At 42.3% G+C, this 23,429-nt stretch carries 18 protein-coding genes and 1 pseudogene; 18 read left to right on the top strand and 1 reads right to left on the bottom strand.

Features of this window, described 5'->3' with window-relative positions; translation table 11 throughout:
• Nucleotides 1-14: 14 nt before the first annotated feature.
• The 11 genes from ilvC to yihA all read left to right on the top strand — a co-directional run bounded on the left by ilvC (nt 15) and on the right by yihA (nt 14,815).
• A complete protein-coding gene (gene ilvC / locus ASG46_RS19970) occupies nt 15-1,043 on the top strand; it encodes a ketol-acid reductoisomerase (RefSeq protein ID WP_056705892.1) in 1,029 nt (342 codons plus the stop codon).
• Complete coding sequence (locus ASG46_RS19965) at nt 1,030-2,583, top strand: 2-isopropylmalate synthase (RefSeq protein WP_008342850.1); 1,554 nt, start codon at nt 1,030-1,032, stop codon at nt 2,581-2,583. Before ilvC ends, ASG46_RS19965 begins: the two co-directional genes overlap by 14 nt.
• Nucleotides 2,584-2,601: 18 nt before the next feature.
• Entirely contained in the window at nt 2,602-3,699 is a 1,098-nt protein-coding gene (gene leuB, locus ASG46_RS19960) for a 3-isopropylmalate dehydrogenase (RefSeq protein WP_056705888.1), read from the top strand.
• A 42-nt stretch (nt 3,700-3,741) separates the two neighbouring features.
• Nucleotides 3,742-5,157, top strand: a complete 1,416-nt coding sequence (leuC, locus tag ASG46_RS19955; protein WP_007501575.1) for a 3-isopropylmalate dehydratase large subunit — start codon at nt 3,742-3,744, stop codon at nt 5,155-5,157.
• Between the two features lie 15 nt (nt 5,158-5,172).
• Nucleotides 5,173-5,772 carry a 3-isopropylmalate dehydratase small subunit gene (gene leuD, locus ASG46_RS19950; RefSeq protein ID WP_008342843.1) on the top strand — a complete coding sequence of 200 codons (600 nt, stop codon included), beginning with the start codon at nt 5,173-5,175 and terminating at the stop codon, nt 5,770-5,772.
• A gap of 123 nt (nt 5,773-5,895) precedes the next feature.
• Nucleotides 5,896-6,903, top strand: coding sequence for a DNA damage checkpoint antagonist DdcA (gene ddcA, locus ASG46_RS19945; RefSeq protein WP_008342841.1), 1,008 nt, complete (start codon nt 5,896-5,898; stop codon nt 6,901-6,903).
• Nucleotides 6,904-7,143: 240 nt separating this feature from the next.
• The gene (tig, locus tag ASG46_RS19940) at nt 7,144-8,418 is read left to right on the top strand and encodes a trigger factor (RefSeq protein ID WP_056705885.1); all 1,275 of its coding nucleotides are present in this window, start codon (nt 7,144-7,146) and stop codon (nt 8,416-8,418) included.
• A 251-nt stretch (nt 8,419-8,669) separates the two neighbouring features.
• Nucleotides 8,670-9,935, top strand: coding sequence for an ATP-dependent protease ATP-binding subunit ClpX (clpX, locus tag ASG46_RS19935; RefSeq protein ID WP_017358145.1), 1,266 nt, complete (start codon nt 8,670-8,672; stop codon nt 9,933-9,935).
• 138 nt (nt 9,936-10,073) lie between these two features.
• On the top strand, nt 10,074-11,735 hold the full coding sequence (gene lonB, locus ASG46_RS19930) for an ATP-dependent protease LonB (protein ID WP_056705882.1): 1,662 nt from the start codon (nt 10,074-10,076) through the stop codon (nt 11,733-11,735).
• A gap of 171 nt (nt 11,736-11,906) precedes the next feature.
• Complete coding sequence (lon, locus tag ASG46_RS19925) at nt 11,907-14,231, top strand: endopeptidase La (RefSeq protein WP_007501564.1); 2,325 nt, start codon at nt 11,907-11,909, stop codon at nt 14,229-14,231.
• Nucleotides 14,228-14,815, top strand: coding sequence for a ribosome biogenesis GTP-binding protein YihA/YsxC (gene yihA / locus ASG46_RS19920; protein WP_056705879.1), 588 nt, complete (start codon nt 14,228-14,230; stop codon nt 14,813-14,815). Before lon ends, yihA begins: the two co-directional genes overlap by 4 nt.
• 43 nt (nt 14,816-14,858) lie before the next feature.
• Here yihA and ASG46_RS19915 read toward each other — a convergent pair whose 3' ends face one another.
• Complete coding sequence (locus tag ASG46_RS19915; RefSeq protein ID WP_007501561.1) at nt 14,859-15,344, bottom strand: hypothetical protein; 486 nt, start codon at nt 15,342-15,344, stop codon at nt 14,859-14,861.
• Between the two features lie 240 nt (nt 15,345-15,584).
• Here ASG46_RS19915 and hemA point away from each other — a divergent pair, with 240 nt between their 5' ends.
• From hemA to ASG46_RS21650, 7 genes and pseudogenes are all read left to right on the top strand, one after another.
• Nucleotides 15,585-16,952, top strand: coding sequence for a glutamyl-tRNA reductase (gene hemA, locus ASG46_RS19910; protein ID WP_024718410.1), 1,368 nt, complete (start codon nt 15,585-15,587; stop codon nt 16,950-16,952).
• A 7-nt stretch (nt 16,953-16,959) separates the two neighbouring features.
• Nucleotides 16,960-17,790: a cytochrome c biogenesis protein gene (locus ASG46_RS19905; RefSeq protein ID WP_008342830.1), complete on the top strand. Its 831-nt coding sequence runs from the start codon at nt 16,960-16,962 to the stop codon at nt 17,788-17,790.
• Between the two features lie 37 nt (nt 17,791-17,827).
• Entirely contained in the window at nt 17,828-18,763 is a 936-nt protein-coding gene (gene hemC / locus ASG46_RS19900; RefSeq protein WP_025207728.1) for a hydroxymethylbilane synthase, read from the top strand.
• Nucleotides 18,760-19,551 (top strand): uroporphyrinogen-III synthase, encoded by a 792-nt coding sequence (locus ASG46_RS19895; RefSeq protein ID WP_007501556.1) that lies wholly within the window; start codon nt 18,760-18,762, stop codon nt 19,549-19,551. Before hemC ends, ASG46_RS19895 begins: the two co-directional genes overlap by 4 nt.
• Nucleotides 19,548-20,519, top strand: coding sequence for a porphobilinogen synthase (gene hemB, locus ASG46_RS19890; RefSeq protein WP_007501555.1), 972 nt, complete (start codon nt 19,548-19,550; stop codon nt 20,517-20,519). Before ASG46_RS19895 ends, hemB begins: the two co-directional genes overlap by 4 nt.
• A 27-nt stretch (nt 20,520-20,546) precedes the next feature.
• The gene (gene hemL / locus ASG46_RS19885; protein ID WP_008342821.1) at nt 20,547-21,839 is read left to right on the top strand and encodes a glutamate-1-semialdehyde 2,1-aminomutase; all 1,293 of its coding nucleotides are present in this window, start codon (nt 20,547-20,549) and stop codon (nt 21,837-21,839) included.
• A gap of 331 nt (nt 21,840-22,170) precedes the next feature.
• Nucleotides 22,171-22,650, top strand: a pseudogene (locus ASG46_RS21650) (LysM peptidoglycan-binding domain-containing protein); the annotation flags it as partial.
• Nucleotides 22,651-23,429 lie beyond the last annotated feature (779 nt).

Here is a 23,429-nt window from a genome sequence, read left to right as displayed (position 1 = left end):
AAGGAGAGAGTCAAATGGTAAAAGTATATTATAACGGTGATATTCAAGAAAACGTATTAAACGGTCAAAAGGTAGCTATCATTGGTTACGGATCACAAGGTCATGCACATGCATTGAACTTAAAAGAGAGCGGCGTAGATGTGATTGTCGGTGTGAGAAAAGGCGGATCTTATACAAAAGCACAAGAAGACGGTCATCAAGTATTCACAGTAAAAGAAGCAACAGCACAAGCAGATGTCGTCATGGTATTACTTCCTGACGAACAGCAAAAGAAAGTATATGATGAAGAAATCAAAGATCAATTAGAAGCTGGCAACTCTCTTGTATTCGCACACGGATTCAACGTTCACTTCCATCAAATTGTTCCTCCAAGTGACGTAGATGTGTATCTTGTGGCTCCAAAAGGTCCAGGACATCTTGTCAGAAGAACATATGAGCAAGGCGCTGGTGTACCTGCACTATTTGCTATTTATCAAGATGTATCAGGTCAAGCGAAAGACAAAGCACTTGCTTATGCAAAAGCAATCGGCGGAGCAAGAGCAGGCGTTCTTGAAACAACATTTAAAGAAGAAACAGAAACGGATCTATTCGGTGAGCAGGCAGTTCTTTGTGGAGGTCTTACTTCATTAGTAAAAGCAGGTTTTGAAACATTAACAGAAGCTGGTTATCAGCCAGAGCTTGCATACTTCGAGTGTCTGCATGAACTGAAATTGATCGTTGACCTTATGTATGAAGAAGGATTAGAAGGTATGAGATATTCAATCTCTGATACAGCGCAGTGGGGTGACTTCGTATCAGGACCACGCGTTGTGGATGCAAAAGTAAAAGAATCAATGAAAGCAGTCTTGACTGACATCCAAAACGGAACATTCGCAAAAGAATGGATTGTTGAAAACCAAGTGAATCGTCCACGTTTCAATGCGATCAATGCAAATGAAAATGAGCACCAAATTGAAATCGTCGGAAGAAAGCTTCGTGAAATGATGCCTTTCGTTAAACAAGGAAAGAAAAAGGAAGCGGTGAGCGTCGGTGCGAAAAATTAATTTTTTTGACACAACACTTCGAGATGGAGAGCAATCACCAGGAGTGAACTTAAATGCACAAGAAAAGCTAATCATTGCTAAGCAGCTTGAGCGCCTTGGGGTTAATATTATTGAAGCGGGTTTTCCCGCTTCATCCCGAGGGGATTTCTTAGGCGTACAAGAAATTGCAAGAACGATTAAGAACTGTTCAGTTGCAGGACTTGCACGATGTGTGAAAGGTGACATTGATGCTGCATGGGACGCATTAAAAGATGGAGCTCAACCAAGAATACACGTCTTTATTGCGACTTCTGACATTCACCTCAAGCATAAGCTAAAGAAAACACGTGAAGAAGTGGTTGAACAAGCTGTTTCAATGGTGAAATACGCGAAAGAGCGCTTCCCAGTTGTTCAGTGGTCAGCAGAAGATGCATGCCGGACAGATCTTTCTTTCCTAGCAGAAATTGTAGAAAAAGTGATCGACGCAGGCGCAAGTGTCATTAACTTGCCTGATACTGTTGGATACCTAGCACCAAAAGAGTACGGAAATATCTTTAAATATATGAAGGAACACGTTCCAAATATCGATCAAGTCATCTTGTCAGCACACTGTCATGATGATTTAGGAATGGCTGTAGCGAACTCACTTGCTGCCATTGAAAATGGAGCAGATCAAATTGAAACAGCTGTCAACGGTATTGGAGAGCGCGCAGGAAATGCTGCTTTAGAAGAAATTGCAGTTGCCCTTCATATTCGCAAAGACTTTTACCAAGTCGAATCAACCATTCAGTTGAATGAAATTAAGCGCACAAGTGATGTAGTGAGCAAATACTCAGGTATGATTGTACCGCGTAATAAAGCAGTCGTTGGAAACAATGCATTTGCCCATGAATCAGGTATTCACCAAGATGGATTCCTCAAAGAAAAAACAACCTATGAAATTATCTCTCCAGAGCTTGTAGGCGTCACAACAGATGTGCTTGTCCTTGGTAAACACTCCGGAAGACACGCGTTTAAAGACCGCTTAAAAACACTCGGCTTTAAATTGACTGAAGAAGAGATCAATAAGTTCTTCGAAACTTTTAAGAACTTAACAGAGAAGAAGAAAGAAATCACAGATGATGATTTGATCTCTATTATATTAGAAGAAAAAGTAGCAGACCGTAAAATTGGCTATGAATTTGAAAGTCTTCAAGTTCACTATGGGACAGAGCAAATGCCGACCGCAACAGTCTCTCTTAAAAATCAAGAAACGCAGGAAGTCATTCAAGAAGCAGCTACAGGTGCAGGCAGTGTAGAAGCTGTGTACAACACGCTTGAGCGCTGTATGGAGGAAAGAATTCATTTGCTAGATTATCGTATTCAATCCAATGGAAAAGGCAGAGACGCACTAGCGGAAGTATATGTCACTGTTTCAATAGAAGGAAAAGAAACAGCAGGACGCGGTGTAGCGCAAGATGTGCTGGAAGCATCGGCTAAAGCTTACGTCAATGCAGTGAATAGACATTTAATCTTTAAATCAAACCTAATAGAAATTGAGAAACATCACGCCATCTCATAAGAAAGGAGGAAGGGACTCATGAAAAAGAAAATTGCACTTTTGCCCGGCGATGGAATCGGACCGGAAGTCGTCACATCAGCCGTCGCTGTCCTGAAAGAGACAGCGGCTCAATTTCAACACGAATTTGAATTCGAAACAGCTCTCATTGGCGGTATAGCGATAGATGAAAAAAACAATCCGCTCCCTAAAGAAACAGTAGAAGTGTGCAAAAGCGCAGATGCGATTTTATTAGGAGCCGTTGGCGGACCAAAGTGGGATCAAAACCCGCCAGAACTTCGCCCAGAAAAAGGCTTGCTCTCCATTCGCAAGCAGTTGGACTTATTTGCGAACATCCGCCCTGTCAAAGTATTTGATAGCTTGAGTGAGGCTTCACCGTTAAAACAAGATCACATTAGCGGAGTAGATTTCGTCATCGTTCGTGAATTAACTGGAGGCCTCTACTTTGGCGAACCAAGTGAGCGCTACATGGATGATGAAGGAAAAGAAGCTGCGGTTGATACACTTCTTTATACAAAGGAAGAGATTGTTCGTGTATTAAAAGAAGCGTTCGACATGGCGTTAACGAGACGGAAAAAAGTAACGTCTGTGGATAAAGCAAATGTTCTCGCTTCGAGTAAACTATGGCGGGATGCGGTAGAAGAAGTTGCATCACAATATCCAGATGTCGCATATGAGCACATGCTCGTCGATAATGCCGCGATGCAGCTGATTTATAAGCCCGCTCAATTTGATGTCATCGTGACAGAGAATATGTTTGGTGACATTTTAAGTGACGAAGCATCTATGATTACTGGCTCACTCGGCATGTTGCCATCTGCTAGTTTATCAAGCACCGGCCTTCATTTATATGAGCCGATTCATGGTTCAGCACCCGATATTGCGGGGCAAAATGTCGCAAACCCTCTGGCTACAATATTGTCAGCAGCCAGCTTGCTTAGAACATCCTTTGCTTTAGAAGAAGAAGCGGCTGCAATTGAAGCAGCTGTGGAAGCCGTTCTTGCCTCTGGCAAACGAACAAAGGACCTAGCATCAAAAGAGGGAACGTATGAAACGACTGATGATATCACGAAAGCCGTTGTAGATGCACTCAAACAACGTACGAAATCAATTGTATAAATAGAAATCTTGTTGAATTAGGTAGAGGGAGGAAAAAGGGTTATGCCTCGAACAATCATCGAAAAAATATGGGATCAGCATGTTGTCAAAAATGGCGAGGGAAAACCAGACCTTTTATATATTGATCTGCACTTGGTGCATGAGGTGACGTCACCTCAAGCATTTGAAGGATTAAGACAAAAAGGGCGCAAGGTGCGAAGACCACAAAACACATTTGCGACGATGGATCACAACATTCCGACTGTGAATCGATTTGTGATCAAAGATGAGATTGCGAAGAAGCAAGTCAGTGCTCTAGAGCGCAACTGTGCTGAATTCGGGGTCCGTCTAGCTGACCTTCACAGTGTAGACCAAGGAATCGTTCATGTCGTTGGACCAGAGCTTGGTTTAACACTTCCGGGGAAAACAATCGTGTGTGGAGATAGTCATACATCTACTCATGGCGCATTTGGTGCACTTGCCTTTGGGATTGGCACAAGTGAGGTTGAGCATGTGCTTTCCACACAAACACTTTGGCAGCAGCGTCCGAAGACACTAGAAATTAGAGTAGACGGAACGCTTCAAAAAGGGGTAACAGCCAAAGATGTCATTTTAGCAGTCATTGGCGCACATGGCGTGAAGTTCGGTTCAGGTTATGTCATTGAATACACTGGGGAAGTATTCAGAAACATGTCAATGGATGAGCGGATGACCGTTTGTAATATGTCAATTGAAGCAGGCGCAAGAGCAGGATTGATCGCACCTGATGAAGTGACCTTTGAATATTGCCGCGGACGCAAATACGCACCGCAGGGTGAAGATTTTGAAGCAGCGATCAAAGAATGGAAAGAACTAAGAACAGATCCGGGTGCGACCTATGATAAAACCATTGTTTTAGATGGAAATCATATTTCACCAATGGTCACGTGGGGAATTAACCCAGGAATGGTGCTCCCTGTGGATGCAGCCATTCCAGGACCTGAAGATTTTGCACAAGAAGATGATCAAAAAGAAGCAAAACGTGCTTATGAATACATGGGGGTTCACCCGCATCAGCGTATTGAAGATATTACGATTGAGCATGTGTTTATTGGCTCATGTACGAACTCAAGAATGACTGATTTACGCCAAGCCGCTTCTATGATTGAAGGCCAAAAAGTAGCTGATCATGTCAGAGCGATTGTGGTTCCTGGCTCACAAAGTGTCAAACTGCAAGCAGAAGAAGAAGGTCTTCATGAAATTTTCCTAGAAGCAGGATTTGAATGGAGAGAATCTGGCTGTAGTATGTGCCTCAGTATGAATAACGATGTGGTCCCAGAAGGTGAACGCTGTGCATCTACATCAAACCGTAACTTTGAGGGACGTCAAGGGAAGGGTGCAAGAACGCATCTTGTCAGCCCGGCAATGGCTGCAATGGCTGCCATACATGGCCGATTTGTCGATGTCAGGAAGTTTAATCAAGAGAAAACAGTCGTGTAAGGAGTTGTGTCATAGATGGAGCCTTTAGTCACTCATAAAGGAAAAGCCGCTGTGCTTAACCGTATAAATGTAGATACAGATCAAATCATTCCGAAACAGTTTTTGAAAAGAATCGAACGAACAGGATATGGCCGATTTGCCTTTTTTGACTGGCGATATTTAGCAGATGGCAGTCCGAATCCAGATTTTGAGCTCAATCAGCCGATTTATGAAGGAGCCTCTATTTTGATCGCAGGCGAAAACTTTGGCTGCGGATCATCAAGGGAACATGCGCCTTGGGCACTTGATGATTATGGTTTTAAAATTGTCATTGCCCCATCTTTCGCCGATATTTTTCATCAAAACTGTTTTAAAAACGGGATGCTTCCAATCCGCCTTGATTATGATGTGTGGAAAACGTTTGCTGCATCATATGAAAACAAAGGATATGAGATGACAGTTGATCTGGAAAAACAACAGATTCAAGACCATGAAGGGAATGTTACTCCTTTCGATGTAGATCCACACTGGAGAGAAATGCTCCTGAATGGCTATGATGAGATTTCATTAACATTGTTACTAGAAGATGAGATTCAAGCATTTGAAGAGAAACGTAGCAGCTGGCTGCGTGCATAAACAACGAGAAGCCGTCCCCGTGGTGTGACGGCTTCTTTTTTGCATGAAAACCTCTCGTTACTTGTGTTTACTAACCTTCGTTGGTAAACTGATAAAAAATATGCGCCCGAAAGGAACGTAAGCATGAAACATGACAAGAAGAAAGATAATGTCATTTTGTTTCCTGGTCTGAAAGAAAGACTGATTGAAAAAGGAATGGCAGCATTAAAAGATAAACAGTATCAAGAGGCGCTTCACTTATTTTCAGAAGCGAAATCGTATGATGACGATGAAGAATCCGATATTCATCTCGGTATGGCGATTTGTTTTCTAGAGCTTGGTGAGCTGCAGGATGCAAAGCGAGTATGTGAAAAGATGCTACATGAAGGATATGGACACTATTTCACTGTGCTTCAAGTATATATGACCATCTTAATTCAGCTGAAAGAGTACGAGGAAGTCAAACAAACAATTGAGGCTGTCCTTGAAGAAAATCACCTTCCAGCAGAAAGCGCGGAGCATTTTTATAAACTGCTTGAATTTAGCAGAAAGATGATTGAATCACCAGAAGAGATTTTAGACGAAGACGAGGAAGGCAGCGGAGAAATCAATATAGATGAAATGCTCGAGCGGCCAGAAGAGCAGGTGCAGTTCATCCATTCGCTGAAAGACCGAAACATCACGCCGCATATGGGTCTATTAAATACGATCCTACAAAAGCCTGATGGAAACCCTTTGGTCAAATCATTGATCCTGCAACTTCTGTCAGATCATGATGTGGCAAAGCCGGTTCATGTGACGAAGTTCGGTGATTCTTTAACGCTTGTTCCTTCTGAGGCTGTCAAGCCAGAGCAAATGCCACTGCTTCAGCAAGTCCTTCGAAAGCTCGATGACACACTCGGCAATGAGAACCCAACCCTTTACCAAGGAGTTGAAGAGTTATGGCGCCGGCACTTATTTGTGCTATATCCATTTCTTCCTAAATATACGGATCCGAATCTTTGGGCTGCGGCACTTCATAAAGTCGGCTATGAAATGCATGGGATCGAGATTGATCTCGAAGAATTGCATTTATTGTATGATTTTAACGAACGAGAGCTGAGAGAAGCTTGTACAATGCTGAAAGATATTGAAGAAATTTCTTATTTGTAATTTGTCGATTTAGTTGAAAGACGGACTTGTTATGTTATAATATAATGGTTGTATTTGTGCATATATCGTGCGGTTGTAAGATTCCAACGGTTGAAAGACGTTATGTATAATCAAGTCAAATGTTGTATACATAAGACCGCTTCTTTAGCGGAGTGCGTGGTTTTTGATTGGACGAAGTCTTTATGATGCTTTAGAATGTAACAACGCACAATCTGAATAGATTTTTGGAGGGAAACACACATGTCAGTAAAATGGGAAAAACAAGAAGGTAACGAAGGTGTCTTAACAGTAGAAGTTGACGCTGAAACATTTAACAAAGCACTTGATGATGCATTTAAGAAAGTAGTTAAGCAAGTATCAATCCCTGGATTCCGTAAAGGGAAAGTACCACGTGGTCTTTTCGAGCAGCGTTTTGGAGTAGAATCTCTTTATCAAGATGCACTAGATATTCTTCTTCCAGTTGAATATCCAAAAGCAATCGACGAAGCTGGTATCGAGCCGGTTGACCGCCCTGAAATCGATGTTGATAAAATCGAAAAAGGCGAAAGCTTAATCTTCACTGCAAAAGTAACAGTGAAGCCAGAAGTAAAACTTGGTGACTACAAAGGTCTTAACGTAGAAAAAGACGACACATCTGTATCTGATGAAGATGTCCAAGAAGAGTTAAAAGCTATGCAAAACCGTCAAGCTGAGCTTGTTGTCAAAGAAGAAGGCGCAATCGAAAAAGGCGATACAGTTGTTCTAGATTTCGAAGGATTCGTTGATGGAGAAGCATTCGAAGGCGGAAAAGCTGAGAACTACTCTCTTGAAGTAGGTTCTGGTTCATTCATCCCTGGTTTCGAAGAGCAATTGGTTGGTCTTGAAGCAGGTGCAGAAAAAGACGTTGAAGTGACATTCCCAGAAGAATATCATGCTGAAGACCTTGCAGGTAAACCAGCTGTATTCAAAGTAAAAATTCATGAAATCAAAGCAAAAGAACTTCCAACACTTGACGATGAGTTCGCTAAAGATGTTGATGAAGAAGTTGAAACGATTGCTGAATTAACTGAAAAAACGAAGAAACGTCTTGAAGAAGCAAAAGAAAACGAAGCAGAAGGCAAACTTCGTGAAGAGCTAGTAGCAAAAGCTTCTGAAAATGCGGAAGTTGACGTTCCTCAAGCGATGGTTGACACTGAGCTAGACCGCATGATGAAAGAATTCGAACAACGTCTTCAAATGCAAGGGATGAACCTTGAGCTTTACTTCCAGTTCTCTGGACAAGATGAAGATGCGCTAAAAGAGCAAATGAAAGAAGATGCTGCTAAACGCGTAAAATCTAATCTTACTCTTGAAGCAATTGCTGCTGCAGAAGACCTACAAGTGTCTGATGAAGAAGTGGAAGAAGAACTTTCAAAAATGGCTGAAGCATACAACATGCCAGTTGAAAATATCAAACAAGCGATCGGTTCTACTGAAGCAATGAAAGAAGATTTAAAAGTTCGTAAAGCAATTGATTTTCTTGTAGAAAACCGTTAATATGGTGCATAATAATAAAACAGGGCGCGAGTGACTCGTGCCTTGTTTTGTACAATTTTTGACTTATCATCGCTTCTTTTGGAAACGATAGTGTAAGTCGCATCTTTCTGTCATACATATCTCAATGTGCAGTGTTACAAACACATCATTACCGTCTTTTAGGAAAGTATGGTAAAATGCATACATACTGGACCCAGAAGGGTAGCTGACTGTTAGCTACAGGCAAGTGAAGAAGAATAAGGGGTGAAAGAATGTTTAAATTCAACGAGGAAAAAGGTCAATTAAAATGCTCGTTTTGCGGAAAAACGCAAGATCAAGTGCGTAAACTGGTCGCAGGACCTGGCGTATATATATGTGATGAATGTATCGAGCTTTGCACGGAAATAGTTGAAGAAGAGCTCGGTACTGAGGAAGAAGTTGAATTCAAGGATGTTCCGAAACCTCATGAAATCCGGGAAATTCTTGATGAATATGTCATCGGACAAGAGAATGCGAAGAAATCCTTAGCTGTAGCGGTTTATAACCATTACAAGCGGATTAATTCCAACAGTAAGATTGATGATGTTGAGCTTTCGAAAAGTAACATTTCTATGATTGGACCTACAGGAAGCGGTAAAACATTACTTGCTCAAACGCTTGCACGTATTTTAAATGTTCCATTTGCGATTGCAGATGCGACGTCTTTAACAGAAGCAGGTTACGTTGGGGAAGACGTAGAGAATATTTTACTAAAGCTGATCCAAGCAGCAGATTATGATGTAGAAAAAGCTGAAAAAGGCATTATCTACATCGATGAGATCGATAAAGTAGCAAGAAAATCAGAAAACCCTTCTATCACTCGTGATGTATCTGGGGAAGGTGTACAGCAAGCCCTTTTGAAAATTCTTGAAGGAACAGTCGCTAGTGTACCGCCTCAAGGTGGACGTAAGCATCCTCATCAAGAATTCATTCAAATTGATACAACAAATATCCTCTTCATTTGTGGTGGAGCCTTTGACGGCATTGAGCAAATCATCAAACGCCGCCTAGGTCAAAAAGTCATTGGATTCGGTGCGGAAAATAAAATTGAAGATCTTGAAAAAGAAGTCCTTCTATCAAAAGTTCTGCCAGAAGACTTACTTCGCTTCGGTTTAATCCCAGAATTCATCGGTCGTCTTCCGGTTATTGCAAGCCTAGAGCCGTTAGATGAAAAAGCACTTGTAGAAATCTTGACGAAGCCTAAAAATGCGCTCGTTAAGCAATATACAAAAATGCTTGAGCTTGATGATGTTGAGCTTGAGTTTGAAGAAGATGCTCTTAGCGAAATTGCGAAAAAAGCAATTGAGCGTAAAACAGGAGCTCGTGGTCTTCGCTCCATCATTGAAGGCATCATGCTTGATGTGATGTTTGATCTTCCATCTCGTGATGATATTGAGAAATGTGTCATTACTGGTGAAACGGTTGCTGATGGTGAGCCGCCTCGTCTTGTCTTAAAAGACGGTACAGTCGTGAATAAAGATACAAAAACATCGGCATAAGCCCGTTTGATGACTCCTGAATCGTTTGATTCAGGAGTTTTTTATTTATCGTGGAAGTTGTGTTTATTCCGTCCAGCTCTAGGAAATACTAGCAGACAGAAACCAATACATAACGATAGATGAAGGAGGGAGCACCGATTGAGCTGGACAGGAATCGTATTATTCATACAACTGTTCTTTGGTATCGTCATCGGGTTGTACTTTTGGAACTTACTGAAAAATCAGCGCACACAAAAGGTGACGATCGATAAAGAATCAAAAAAAGAAATGGAAGCACTCAGAAAGATGCGATCCATTAAACTGAGTGAACCTTTATCAGAGAGAGTCCGGCCAAAGGGGTTTCAAGATATTGTAGGGCAGGAAGACGGTATACGTGCACTTAAAGCTGCCCTGTGTGGACCGAACCCGCAACATGTCATCGTCTACGGGCCGCCTGGTGTTGGAAAAACAGCTGCTGCCCGTCTAGTGATGGAAGAGGCGAAGCGTCACGCTGATTCACCATTTAAAAAAGATGCAGTATTTGTTGAGCTTGATGCCACAACGGCAAGATTTGATGAACGAGGCATCGCAGACCCCTTGATTGGTTCTGTACATGATCCCATTTATCAAGGAGCAGGGGCCATGGGACAGGCCGGCATTCCGCAGCCGAAACAAGGAGCCGTCACACATGCTCATGGGGGCGTTCTCTTTATCGATGAAATTGGAGAACTGCATCCGATTCAAATGAACAAAATGCTCAAAGTGCTAGAAGATCGAAAAGTGTTTTTAGACAGTGCTTATTACAGTGAAGAAAATACGCAAATCCCGAATCACATCCATGATATTTTTCAAAATGGGTTGCCCGCTGATTTTCGACTGATTGGCGCTACAACAAGAACACCGGACGAAATTCCGCCGGCTATTCGATCAAGATGTTTGGAGATTTTCTTCAAGGATTTGGATCAGCATGAGCTGAAAATTGTTGCAGCTAAAGCAGTCGAGAAAATACAGAAGGAATTAAGTGACGAAGGACTGAACCTGTTAACATCTTATGTGAAAAATGGACGTGAAGCGGTCAACATGGTACAGATCGCCGCAGGTATGGCTGTCACTGAAAACCGAAAAGATATTACGATCGCCGATGTAGAATGGGTCATTCATTCAAGCCAGCTGACACCAAGATATGAACAAAAAGTACCGGAAAAGCCAAAGGTAGGAGTAGTAAATGGTCTTGCCGTGTATGGACCGAACAGCGGGGCTCTGCTTGAAATTGAAGTGAACATTTGTAAAGCGCTTGAAAAAGGCAGTATCAATATTACAGGTATTGCGGAAGAAGAAAGCATCGGCAATCAGTCGAAATCGATCAGACGGAAAAGTATGGCGAAGGGCTCAGTTGAAAATGTCTTAACCGTGCTTCGAAACTTAGGCATACGAACAAATGAATATGATATCCACATTAATTTTCCGGCTGGTGCCCCGATTGATGGGCCATCTGCTGGAATTGCGATGGCCACAGCCATTTTCTCAGCCATTCATCAAATCCCGATTAATCATTTAACGGCGATGACCGGTGAGATTGGATTACAAGGTCAGGTGAAGCCGATTGGCGGTGTCATACCAAAAATCAAGGCAGCCAAACAAGCGGGTGTCAAAACAGTGATCATCCCTTATGACAATCAGCAGTCGATCTTAAAAGAGATTGAAGGGGTGACGATTGTGCCTGTGAAGCACTTCCAAGAAGTGCTAGATCAGTGCTTGGTCAATCCGCCAGATGAGAAGAAAGATGGACTAGAAGAAGAAATGAAAAGGAAATCTGTTTAATCCCCATCTCATATGGGGATTTTTTAGTGAAATAGATCTTTTTTTCTTTTTCAAGATAAAAAGAAAGGGTATACTACGGTAAGATCATCATTTCTCAAGTCTTTTACATTGTACAAGACTGAAACAGGTATATTATAATGATTCATACTAGTGACGGAGGTGTCTATCAACATGGCAGATGAAATCAAAAAGAATGTTCCGCTCCTTCCACTGCGAGGCTTGCTTGTTTATCCAACAATGGTCTTGCATTTGGACGTTGGGCGCGAAAAGTCTGTTCAAGCATTAGAACAGGCCATGATGAACGATCATATGATTTTTCTAGCAACACAGCGGGAAATTTCAATAGATGAACCAGGTGAAGAGGAAATTTTCAAAGTCGGCACCTACACAAAAATTAAACAAATGCTGAAGCTGCCAAATGGAACGATCCGTGTGCTCGTCGAAGGCTTAAATCGAGCGCAGATCGAATCCTACATGGAGCTAGAAGACTATACGTCAGTCGATATTAAAGAGTTGACAGAAGAAGAATTAAAGGACGCAGAAGCAGAAGCACTCATGCGCACTTTGTTAGATCACTTTGATCAGTACATAAAAATTTCAAAAAAAATCTCAGCTGAAACATATGCAACGGTGACGGATATTGAAGAACCTGGAAGAATGGCGGATATCGTCGCTTCCCACCTGCCTTTGAAATTAAAAGACAAGCAAGAAGTGCTGGAAACAGTCGATGTCAAAAAACGGTTGAACCGGGTCATCAGTCTGATTCACAATGAAAAAGAAGTGCTAGAGATTGAAAAGAAAATTGGCCAGCGTGTCAAACGTTCAATGGAGCGAACGCAAAAAGAATATTATTTACGCGAACAAATGAAAGCTATTCAAAAAGAGCTTGGAGACAAAGAGGGGAAAACAGGCGAAGTCAGTACGCTTATGGCTAAAATTGAAGAGTCCGGCATGCCAGATTCCGTTCGTGAAACGGCTTTAAAAGAACTGAACCGTTATGAAAAAATCCCTTCAAGCTCTGCTGAGAGTTCTGTCATTCGCAATTATATTGATTGGCTGATCAATCTGCCGTGGGGCACATATACAGAAGATCGTCTAGATTTAAAGCTTGCAAGCGAAATTTTAGATGACGAGCACCACGGGCTTGAAAAAGTAAAAGAGCGGGTACTCGAATATCTTGCTGTTCAAAAACTAACAAATTCATTAAAGGGACCGATTCTTTGCTTGGCAGGACCTCCTGGGGTAGGGAAGACGTCACTTGCAAAATCCATTGCTAAATCACTCGATCGAAAGTTTATCCGTATCTCTCTTGGCGGTGTACGTGATGAATCTGAGATTCGTGGTCATCGAAGAACCTATGTAGGTGCGATGCCGGGCCGTATCATTCGCGGGATGAGCAAGGCGGGCACGATGAATCCGGTCTTTCTTTTAGATGAAATTGATAAAATGTCTTCTGACTTTAGAGGAGATCCGTCTTCTGCGATGCTTGAAGTGTTAGATCCAGAGCAAAATCATAACTTTAGCGATCATTATATTGAAGAGACATTTGATTTGTCTCAAGTCTTATTTATCGCAACTGCCAACAATTTAGCAACCATTCCAGGTCCACTTCGTGATAGAATGGAGATTATCACGATTGCAGGGTATACGGAAGTTGAAAAAGCAGAAATTGTGAAAGATCACCTTCTGCCGAAGCAGCTAAAGGAGCACGGATTAAAGAAAGGGAACTTGCAGCTTCGTGAAGCAGCGATTTACGATATGATTCGCTATTACACGAGAGAAGCAGGAGTCCGCGGATTAGAGCGTCAGCTTGCGGCGATTTGCCGAAAAGCGGCAAGAGCAATTGTGGCTGAAGACCGCAAACGCATCACAGTGACGGAAAAGAACTTATCTGAATTCCTCGGAAAAAGACTTTACCGTTATGGTCAGGCGGAAACGACCGATCAGGTCGGCGTTGTCACAGGCCTTGCATATACCACAGTTGGCGGAGACACCTTGTCCATTGAGGTCTCACTCTCGCCGGGTAAAGGCAAGCTTTTGCTAACAGGTAAGCTCGGTGATGTCATGAGAGAATCTGCGCAGGCGGCATTCAGTTATATCCGTTCAAAAGCAGATGAACTGAACATTGATCCTCAATTTAATGAAAAGCACGATATTCATATCCATGTTCCAGAGGGGGCGGTTCCAAAGGACGGGCCATCAGCTGGTATTACCATTGCGACGGCTCTTGTATCAGCACTCACAGGACGTCCTGTTTCAAAAGAGGTTGGCATGACAGGAGAAATTACGTTAAGAGGAAGAGTGCTTCCGATTGGCGGATTAAAAGAAAAAGCATTAGGCGCACATCGTGCAGGACTGAAAACGATTATTCTTCCAAAGGACAATGAGAAGGATATTGATGATATTCCTGAAAGTGTGAGAGAAGGATTAACTTTTATTCCGGTTTCACATTTAGATGAGGTGCTTGAGAAAGCGTTAGTAGGAGAGGGAAGATGAAAGTAACAAAATCAGATATCGTCATTAGTGCGGTGAAACCAGAGCAGTACCCGAGCGGGGGACTGCCTGAGATCGCACTTGCTGGACGATCAAATGTTGGAAAGTCCTCGTTCATTAACTCATTGATTAATCGGAAAAATTTAGCGCGTACGTCTTCTAAACCAGGAAAGACCCAGACGCTTAATTTTTACATTATTAATGATATGCTCCATTTTGTGGACGTCCCAGGTTATGGCTTTGCCAAAGTATCAAAAACAGAGCGCGAAGCATGGGGGAGAATGATCGAAACGTATATTACAATGCGTGAAGAGTTAAAAGCAGTCGTCCAAATTGTGGATCTGCGTCATAAGCCATCTGCAGATGATGTGAACATGTATGAATTCCTTAAATATTATGGAGTTCCTGTGATCATTATTGCGACAAAGGCCGATAAAATTCCAAAAGGCAAATGGGAAAAGCATGCGAAAGTCGTCAAACAGACACTCGACATTAACCCTTCAGATGAATTAATCCTTTTCTCTTCTGAAACAAAAAAGGGAAAAGACGAAGCCTGGAATGCGATCCTTGCGAAGATTAACAGCTAAAAAAAGGCATCTGCTATATGCAGATGCCTTTTTATTGTATAAGTTATTTCCTTTTTAAAAATAATAAGAGGAGACTGACAGCAATCAATACATATGGCCAGTACAATTCAAAACCGGAAGTAGGGATGGAAAGTGTGCTAAGTTGCTTTGTAATTTGTTGAAAGAAATAAAGGAATAGACCGAGTGCAATGAGAACAATACTTTCTATTCGATATTCCTTTTTCTGTGATGACTTCATCAAAAGTGCGAGGCCGACGATGAACACAATCATCGTAAATGTATCTGGCCAGTGTTCTAATTTCGGCTGAAGGATAAAGTGTAGCGCAAGGCCTGTCATGAGCATACCGATAAACACATGAGAGGTTTCCTGTTCCTTCTTTCCTTGATATAAGAAAGCAAGGCCAAAAAGCAGTACAAGTGTATACCATTTCTCCTGATCTTTCCAAATGTCAAATTGATCTCCTGAGAGAATGGCATATAGTGCTACAGCCAGCAAAGTGAGCGGCAGCAAAATAGATTTCTTCTTCAAAGATGTCACCTTCTTATAAGCAGATCATTTGTCCGCACGCGCCAAATCTGGTAAATTGCTTGAAGTGATGATATGGCATTCGATGTCGAACATTTTTCTACTATATCACAACATTTTTGAAATCTGTTCACAATTTTTATCCAGTTAAAAATGAATATATGTTATAATCATTATAAATAATAAATTCTATATTGTAATTATTATAAATTAGACAGGGCGTTGGGGGTGCAAGCTGAAGTTATGCATATTCTTGTTGTGGGTTTAGATTATAAAACAGCCCCTGTTGAGATACGGGAACAGCTGAGCTTTGAACCGAGCGAGCTCGGAACAGCGATGTCCAAGCTTAAAGAAGAAAAAAGCATTCTAGAGAATATCGTCATCTCAACATGTAATCGAACAGAGATCTACGCAGTTGTAGATCAGCTTCATACTGGTCGGTTTTATATAAAAAGATTTTTAGCAGATTGGTTCGGTTTAGAAAAAGAAGATGTCTCTCCATATTTGAAGTTTTATGAAAATGATGGAGCGGTTGAGCATTTATTCCGAGTTGCCTGTGGACTTGATTCTATGGTCATTGGTGAAACACAAATACTCGGTCAAGTGCGCTCAAGCTTTAAAGTCGCTCAAGAGGAGAAGACCATTGGTACCGTTTTCAATTATTTGTTTAAGCAGGCGGTAACAGTTGCGAAACGCTCTCATGCGGAAACAGATATTGCGTCTAATGCTGTATCTGTCAGCTATGCGGCAGTGGAACTTGCCAAAAAAATCTTTGGACGTCTTTCTGATAAACATGTCCTTATTCTTGGTGCGGGTAAAATGGGCGAGCTGGCGGCTCAAAACCTTCAAGGTCAAGGAATTGGCCAGGTAACAGTCATCAATCGAACGTTCGAAAAGGCCAAAGAACTGGCCGGCCGTTTTTCAGGAGAGCCTAAGAGCTTGAATCAATTAGAAAAAACTTTATCTGAAGCGGATATTTTAATTAGCTCTACTGGGGCTAAACAATTTGTGATCACAAAAGAAATGGTCGAAAAAGCGAACAAACAGAGAAAAGGCAGACCTCTATTCATGGTGGATATTGCAGTACCACGTGATTTAGATCCAGCTATTTCTGAAGTAGAAGGTGCTTTTTTGTATGACATTGATGATCTTGAGGGCATTGTGGCAGCCAACCTGAAAGAGCGACGTGCAGTAGCTGAAGAGGTGGAGCTTCTCATCGAAGCTGAAATTGTGGAATTTAAGCAATGGCTTAATACGCTCGGAGTGGTTCCTGTGATTTCTGCTTTAAGAGAAAAAGCACTCTCGATTCAAGCGGATACGATGCAAAGCATCGAACGAAAGCTTCCAAACCTCACAAATCGTGAAATGAAGCTGTTAAATAAACATACGAAAAGCATCATCAATCAAATGCTGAAAGATCCTATCTTAAAGGCCAAAGAAATTGCCGGGGAGCCGAATGCAGAGGAAAAACTTTTACTCTTTAAAGAAATCTTTGATTTACAGGTTGAAGATGAAGAGCAAAAGGCAGAGCCGATGCAGGTGGAGCAAGGGGCATTTCAGCTGTTTAAAACAAATATGGCACAAGGCCTTGCTACAGTTGCCAGTGAGTGATTAGGCGATGATGGAATCCATTGTAGCGAGACTAGGTGAAGCGACGATCTTGATCTATGCACTCAGTGTCTTGTTCTATTTCATAGATTTTCTTCAACACAACCGGAAGGCTGGAAAAATGGCTTTCTGGTTGCTTTCTATTGTCTGGCTGCTGCAAACAGTCTACATGTTTTATATTATGATGGAAACAGACCGATTCCCTGTGTTGAATGTAGCAGAGGGGTTATATTTTTATACGTGGGTGCTTGTGACATTGTCACTTGTTTTGACAAAAGTATTACGTGTTGAATTTATTGTGTTTTTTACAAATGTGATTGGTTTTTCCATGATGGCGATTCACACCTTTACACCATCCGATCTTCATTCTGCCGAACTGACGGGAAAGCTGACGAGTGAGCTGCTCGTCATTCATATTACGATGGCCATTTTATCATACGGCGCTTTTTCACTTTCATTTGCTTTTTCACTCCTCTATCTATTTCAATATCGTTTGCTGAAAAAGAAAAAGTGGGGAAAATGGCTTTTGAGAATTGAAGACTTATCAAAGCTTGATCACATGGCGTATGTCTTAAATATTATTGGCGTGCCGATGCTCTTGCTTAGTTTAATTCTTGGCATTATATGGGCATATATCTCGTATGATACGTTGTACTGGACAGATGCAAAGGTGCTCGGTTCGTTTATTATGCTGTTTTTATACGGCTTTTACTTATACATTAGACTGGTGAGAAATATGCAGGGCAAAATCGTGGCGCGATGGAATGTCGCTTCATTTCTTGTGCTGATGATCAATTATTTTCTGCTTGGTAGCTTATCAACCTTTCATTGGTTTCAATAATGATGAGTCTTAAGGGCATTGTCGGGAGGAAGACGTAATGCGTACAATTAAAGTAGGTTCTAGACGAAGCAAACTTGCGATTACACAAACAAAATGGGTCATTCAAAAGTTGTCTGAACTAAACCCTTCTTATTCTTTTGAAATTAAAGAGATTGTGACAAAGGGTGATCAAATTTTAGATGTGACCTTATCAAAGGTTGGCGGAAAAGGTCTGTTTGTTAAAGAGATTGAACAAGCAATGCTGAACCATGATATCGATATGGCAGTACACAGCATGAAAGATATGCCGGCCTCTCTTCCGGAAGGTTTAGTCATCGGCTGTATTCCTGAGCGTGAAGATGTGCGGGATGCGTTGATTTCAAAGGATCATCTCCGTCTTCATGAACTACCAAAGGGAGCGGTTGTGGGAACGAGCAGCTTACGGCGCAGTGCCCAGCTTCTTCAGAAGAGACCAGATCTTGAGATTAAATGGATCCGTGGAAACATTGATACGAGACTCGAAAAACTGAAAAATGAAGAGTATGATGCGATTATTCTAGCGGCTGCCGGATTGTCTAGAATGGGCTGGAGTCAAGAAGTCGTGTCGGAATTTTTATCTCCTGATACTTGCCTTCCTGCTGTGGGGCAGGGCGCATTGTCGATAGAATGTCGGGGAGATGACGAAGAGCTCTTGCAGCTGTTAGCTCAATTCACAAATGAGTATACAAAGAAAACGGTCCTTGCTGAAAGAGCCTTCCTTAAGCAAATGGATGGAAGCTGTCAAGTGCCGATCGCTGGTTACGCAACGATGAATGAGCGTGATGAAATTGAATTGACAGGTCTTGTGGCATCTGCGGACGGCCATACGATTATTCGAGAAACCGTAACAGGTACTGACCCTGAGGCAATCGGAACAGCATGTGCGAAGCAAATGGCGGATAAGGGAGCAAAAGATTTGATCGACAAGGTGAAAAAGGATCTGTCTTCCCAATGACGATAGCCAAATCGCTTTACGGACAGACGGTGCTTGTCACTCGAAATGAACGTCAAGCGGGTGCGTTTCAGCAGAAAATTGAAGCGCTGAACGGCCATGCTGTTTTAACCTCTCTTATCAGGTTTGAACCAACGCTGACAAAAGAAAAAGCGAAGGCATTTTTAGAAGATTTAGAAGCAAGCCATTGGCTTGTGTTTACGAGTGTAAATGGTGCGTCTTTTTTTCTTAGTTATATAGAGAAGCATCAATTACATCAAAGCTTATCCCACTTGAAAGTGGCGGCCGTAGGTGAAAAAACATCTGCCTATCTGATGCAGCACGGCCTAAAAGTGGATGTGGTTCCAGAGCGATTTATAGCAGAAGAACTGGCAGATGCTTTAATTGATCATGTACACCCAGAAGAATGTGTCTTTGTAGCAAAAGGCCATCTGTCACGAGATGTGGTGAAGAATACCCTCGTTCCGCTTGGCATTGATGTAAAAGAGTGGATTATATATGAAACAGTGAAGGATGAGGACGGAATTATCGCACTCAAGTCGGCAATGATGGAGCAATCATTTGATTTTATTACATTTACAAGCTCCTCCACTGTTCATTCTTTTATGCACGCCATGGAGGCTGATATCGATAGATTAGCTGCATCAGACACATGTTTTGTGAGCATCGGTCCTCTTACACAAGAGGCACTGCTTCAATACGGGATTTCTTCTGAAACCCCAGATACTTATACGATAGACGGGATGCTTGATTTGATGTGCCGTTTATCTGAAAGGAAGTTGAACCAATGATGAAATTTAACAGACACCGCAGATTGCGTACAAGCGCAGGAATGAGAGAATTGGTGAGAGAAACATTTTTAAGGCCCTCTGATTTCATTTATCCCATCTTTTTTGTAGAGGGAGAGAATGTCCGGAAAGAAGTCCCTTCAATGCCGGGTGTCTATCACATTTCAGTTGATCTTGTGAAAGAAGAAGTCCAAGAGCTTGTTGACCTTGGGATTAAATCTATCATTGTTTTTGGGGTACCAGACCATAAAGACCATGTAGGCAGTGAAGCTTATCACGATCATGGGATTGTTCAAAGAGCAACGCTTGAAATCAAAAAGCATTTCCCTGAGCTTGTGGTCATTGCTGATACTTGCTTATGCCAATATACAGATCACGGACATTGCGGAATCGTTGAAGATGGAGAAATTTTAAATGATGAATCTCTTCAGCTCTTAGCGAAAACCGCTGTCAGTCAGGCTCGTGCAGGTGCAGATATCATTGCTCCATCAAATATGATGGATGGCTTTGTTATCGCAATTCGTGAGGCGCTCGATGAGGCCGGCTTTGTTCATGTGCCTGTCATGTCATATGCTGTGAAATATGCAAGTGCTTTTTACGGTCCGTTTCGTGATGCGGCGCATAGCACACCGCAGTTTGGAGATCGTAAAACGTATCAAATGGACCCTGCAAACCGCTTAGAAGCACTGAGAGAAGCGCAGTCTGATGTAGAAGAAGGCGCTGACTTCCTGATCGTGAAGCCGTCACTTTCATACTTAGATATCATGCGTGATGTGAAAAATGAATTTACACTTCCTGTTGTTGCGTACAATGTGAGCGGAGAGTATGCAATGGTCAAAGCAGCAGCTCAAAATGGGTGGATTTCTGAAAAAGAGCTTGTTCTTGAAATGCTGACTAGCATGAAACGTGCAGGCGCAGAATTAATCATTACGTATCATGCAAAAGATGCAGCAAAATGGCTCTCAGAATAAAGAACGGATAGACAGGAGGACGTTGAAATGGGACGTAGCTATGAAAAGTCAAAGCAAGCATTTAAAGAAGCGCAGCAGTTAATGCCGGGTGGTGTGAACAGCCCTGTGCGCGCATTTAAATCAGTCAATACAGACCCGATTTTTATGGAACGAGGCAAAGGCGCAAAAATATACGATATTGACGGAAATGAATATATTGATTACGTCTTATCATGGGGACCGCTTATTTTAGGGCATACAAATGACCGTGTGGTTGAAAGTATTCAGCGAGTAGCTGAACATGGTACAAGCTTCGGTGCTTCTACTTTAGTTGAAAATGAATTAGCTAAGCTTGTATCAGAACGAGTTCCTTCTATTGAGGTCATTCGTATGGTCAGCTCTGGAACAGAGGCGACGATGAGTGCGCTTCGTCTAGCACGTGGTTTTACAGGCAGAAACAAAATTGTGAAATTTGAAGGCTGTTATCATGGCCACGGTGATTCTTTGCTCATTAAAGCTGGTTCGGGTGTGGCAACGCTTGGACTTCCGGATAGCCCTGGTGTCCCTGAAGGTACAGCAAGCAATACGATCACCGTTCCATACAATGATTTAGAAAGCATCAAAGTCGCTTTTGAAGAATTTGGAGACGACATTGCAGGTGTCATTGTAGAACCAGTTGCAGGAAATATGGGTGTTGTCCCTCCGCAGGAAGGTTTCTTGCAAGGATTGAGAGACATCACTGAGCAATATGGCTCTTTACTCATTTTTGATGAGGTCATGACAGGCTTCCGTGTGGATTATCATTGTGCACAAGGTTATTTTGGCATTACGCCTGATCTGACATGTCTTGGTAAAGTCATCGGAGGCGGTCTGCCAGTTGGTGCCTATGGCGGTAGAGCGGACATTATGAGACAAATTGCGCCAAGCGGCCCGATTTATCAAGCAGGAACGTTATCCGGTAACCCGCTTGCGATGACAGCAGGTCTTGAAACATTAAAACAGCTGACACCTGAGTCTTATGAAGAGTTTAGACGCAAAGGAGATCGTTTGGAAGAAGGCATTTCAAAAGCGGCGAAAGCACATGGGATTCCACTAACATTTAACCGTGCAGGTTCCATGATTGGATTCTTCTTTACAAACGAACAAGTCGTCAATTACGATACAGCGAAAACAGCTGACCTCGCTTTATTCGCTGAATTCTACAAGGAAATGGCTGATCACGGCATCTTCCTTCCACCTTCACAATTCGAAGGGCTGTTCCTATCAACTGCTCATACGGATGAAGACATCGAGTATACGATTGAGACAGTTGAAAAGGTATTTCAAAAATTAGCTCAGTAACCAAAAGTCGATATGGAGACATATCAGCTTAGATCGTTGACAAAGGGTTAAAATGAACTTTATTTTAGCCCTTTGTCTTTTTTTCAGCGTGAAAGAAAACCTTTGCAGTCTAGGAAGGACGAGTACTGGAGCGGAGCGAATTTGACATTCGTGAGCACCAGCGCGCAGGACTGACACCGAATGCGAGGGTTTGTCTACACGCTGAGCCGATATGGAGACATATCGGCTTTTTGCTTTGCATAAAACCAATCATATTTTCACCGCCTCCTTCATACACCTGTATTGACATCTAATTTTATTTTGAAGGATTAGATGAAAGGAGGACACCGACTTGTCTCAAAACAATCGATTACAGTTTTCGGTAGAAGAGTCCATTTATTTCAAAAACGGACAGGAAGTCAGTGAGCTGCTGTCAATTTCTCTCGATCCTGACATTCTCGTTCAAGAAGTGAATGATTATGTTTCCATTAGAGGTTCACTCGAGCTAACAGGAGAATACAACATAAATCAAGAGGAGCTAATGGGTGAATCCAGTTCCTATGCATCATACAGGCAGGCTGATGAGGTGAAGGTAAGAGAGGACGGAACGGCTGAGCTGCTGCATCAATTTCCGGTGGATATCACGATCCCCAAGAACAAAATTAGTCATTTAAATGATGTATTTGTGTTTATTGATGCATTTGATTACCAGCTGACAGAAAGCCGTTTGCTCACGATTCAGGCTGATTTGGCCATTGAAGGTCTGTTAGATGAAGGAACGCCTGAACCGCTTGTAGAAGAGCCATATGAATTTGTCCATCGTGCTGAAGAGGAATATGGCGATGTCACTTATGAATATCAGGCGCAGTCTGAGTATGAAGAGCAAGAAATGCTGCCACGTGAAGAGCATGAAGAAAATGCAGAACAGCAGGCCGTTTTGCAACATGAAGCGCGAACTGAACAAGAAGAGGATGAAATAGACATCGAGACGGTGATGGTGGAAGAAGCAGAAGAAGAGGAGGAATATGAGGAAGAAGAAGCCGTGACGCTTGGGTATCGTTCCTTCCCAGAAGCTCAAGTACAAGAGCCGCCATTCTTTGACCCGCCTAAACTGTTAGAAGAAGAGGAGCGGGATGATACGTTCTTTGAGGTGGAAGTGAGGAAAGACCCTGAAGCAGAGAGCAAGGAAGAAGAAGAGCCGCCAGCTTATCCAGCCTTTGAATCACCTGCTTATCAGATGGAACAGACGCAGGAAGAGCGGGATGACAGCTATCAGTTCGAACGATTATATGAACGTGAAGCACCAAAGGTGTATGAATCAGCTCAAGAAGCTGAGGAGTTTGAACATGACCAGAGAGAAGCGTCTGGCAGTGAGAATTCTCTTTATTTAACGAAGCTGTTCGCTAAGCAGGAGGAGGAAGATTTTTCTCGCATGAAAATATGTATAGTTCAGCAAGAAGATACGGTCGATCGTATTTGTGAGCGATATCAGTTGAATGTGCAGCAGCTCCTTCGAACGAATTCATTGTCGGTGGATGCAGAGCTTGAAGAAGGGCAGATTCTTTATATTCCTGAATATCAAAAAAGCAATGCATAGTATGAGATGATGGA

The organism is Bacillus sp. Leaf49 (assembly GCF_001426125.1).
GTDB lineage: Bacteria > Bacillota > Bacilli > Bacillales > Bacillaceae > Bacillus > Bacillus altitudinis.
Note: the sequence above shows the minus strand (reverse complement) of the source record. Positions and strands in the feature narration are given on the sequence as shown.

Bases quoted from the DNA above. Each gene is read 5' to 3' on its own strand.
- ASG46_RS19905 (WP_008342830.1), top strand. From the start codon at position 16,960: ATGATGGAATCCATTGTAGCGAGACTAGGTGAAGCGACGATCTTGATC.
- ddcA (WP_008342841.1), top strand. From the start codon at position 5,896: ATGAAACATGACAAGAAGAAAGATAATGTCATTTTGTTTCCTGGTCTG.
- hemL (WP_008342821.1), top strand. From the start codon at position 20,547: ATGGGACGTAGCTATGAAAAGTCAAAGCAAGCATTTAAAGAAGCGCAG.
- clpX (WP_017358145.1), top strand. From the start codon at position 8,670: ATGTTTAAATTCAACGAGGAAAAAGGTCAATTAAAATGCTCGTTTTGC.
- ilvC (WP_056705892.1), top strand. From the start codon at position 15: ATGGTAAAAGTATATTATAACGGTGATATTCAAGAAAACGTATTAAAC.
- tig (WP_056705885.1), top strand. From the start codon at position 7,144: ATGTCAGTAAAATGGGAAAAACAAGAAGGTAACGAAGGTGTCTTAACA.
- hemC (WP_025207728.1), top strand. From the start codon at position 17,828: ATGCGTACAATTAAAGTAGGTTCTAGACGAAGCAAACTTGCGATTACA.
- lon (WP_007501564.1), top strand. From the start codon at position 11,907: ATGGCAGATGAAATCAAAAAGAATGTTCCGCTCCTTCCACTGCGAGGC.
- leuD (WP_008342843.1), top strand. From the start codon at position 5,173: ATGGAGCCTTTAGTCACTCATAAAGGAAAAGCCGCTGTGCTTAACCGT.
- ASG46_RS19895 (WP_007501556.1), top strand. From the start codon at position 18,760: ATGACGATAGCCAAATCGCTTTACGGACAGACGGTGCTTGTCACTCGA.
- hemA (WP_024718410.1), top strand. From the start codon at position 15,585: ATGCATATTCTTGTTGTGGGTTTAGATTATAAAACAGCCCCTGTTGAG.
- leuB (WP_056705888.1), top strand. From the start codon at position 2,602: ATGAAAAAGAAAATTGCACTTTTGCCCGGCGATGGAATCGGACCGGAA.
- leuC (WP_007501575.1), top strand. From the start codon at position 3,742: ATGCCTCGAACAATCATCGAAAAAATATGGGATCAGCATGTTGTCAAA.
- hemB (WP_007501555.1), top strand. From the start codon at position 19,548: ATGATGAAATTTAACAGACACCGCAGATTGCGTACAAGCGCAGGAATG.
- yihA (WP_056705879.1), top strand. From the start codon at position 14,228: ATGAAAGTAACAAAATCAGATATCGTCATTAGTGCGGTGAAACCAGAG.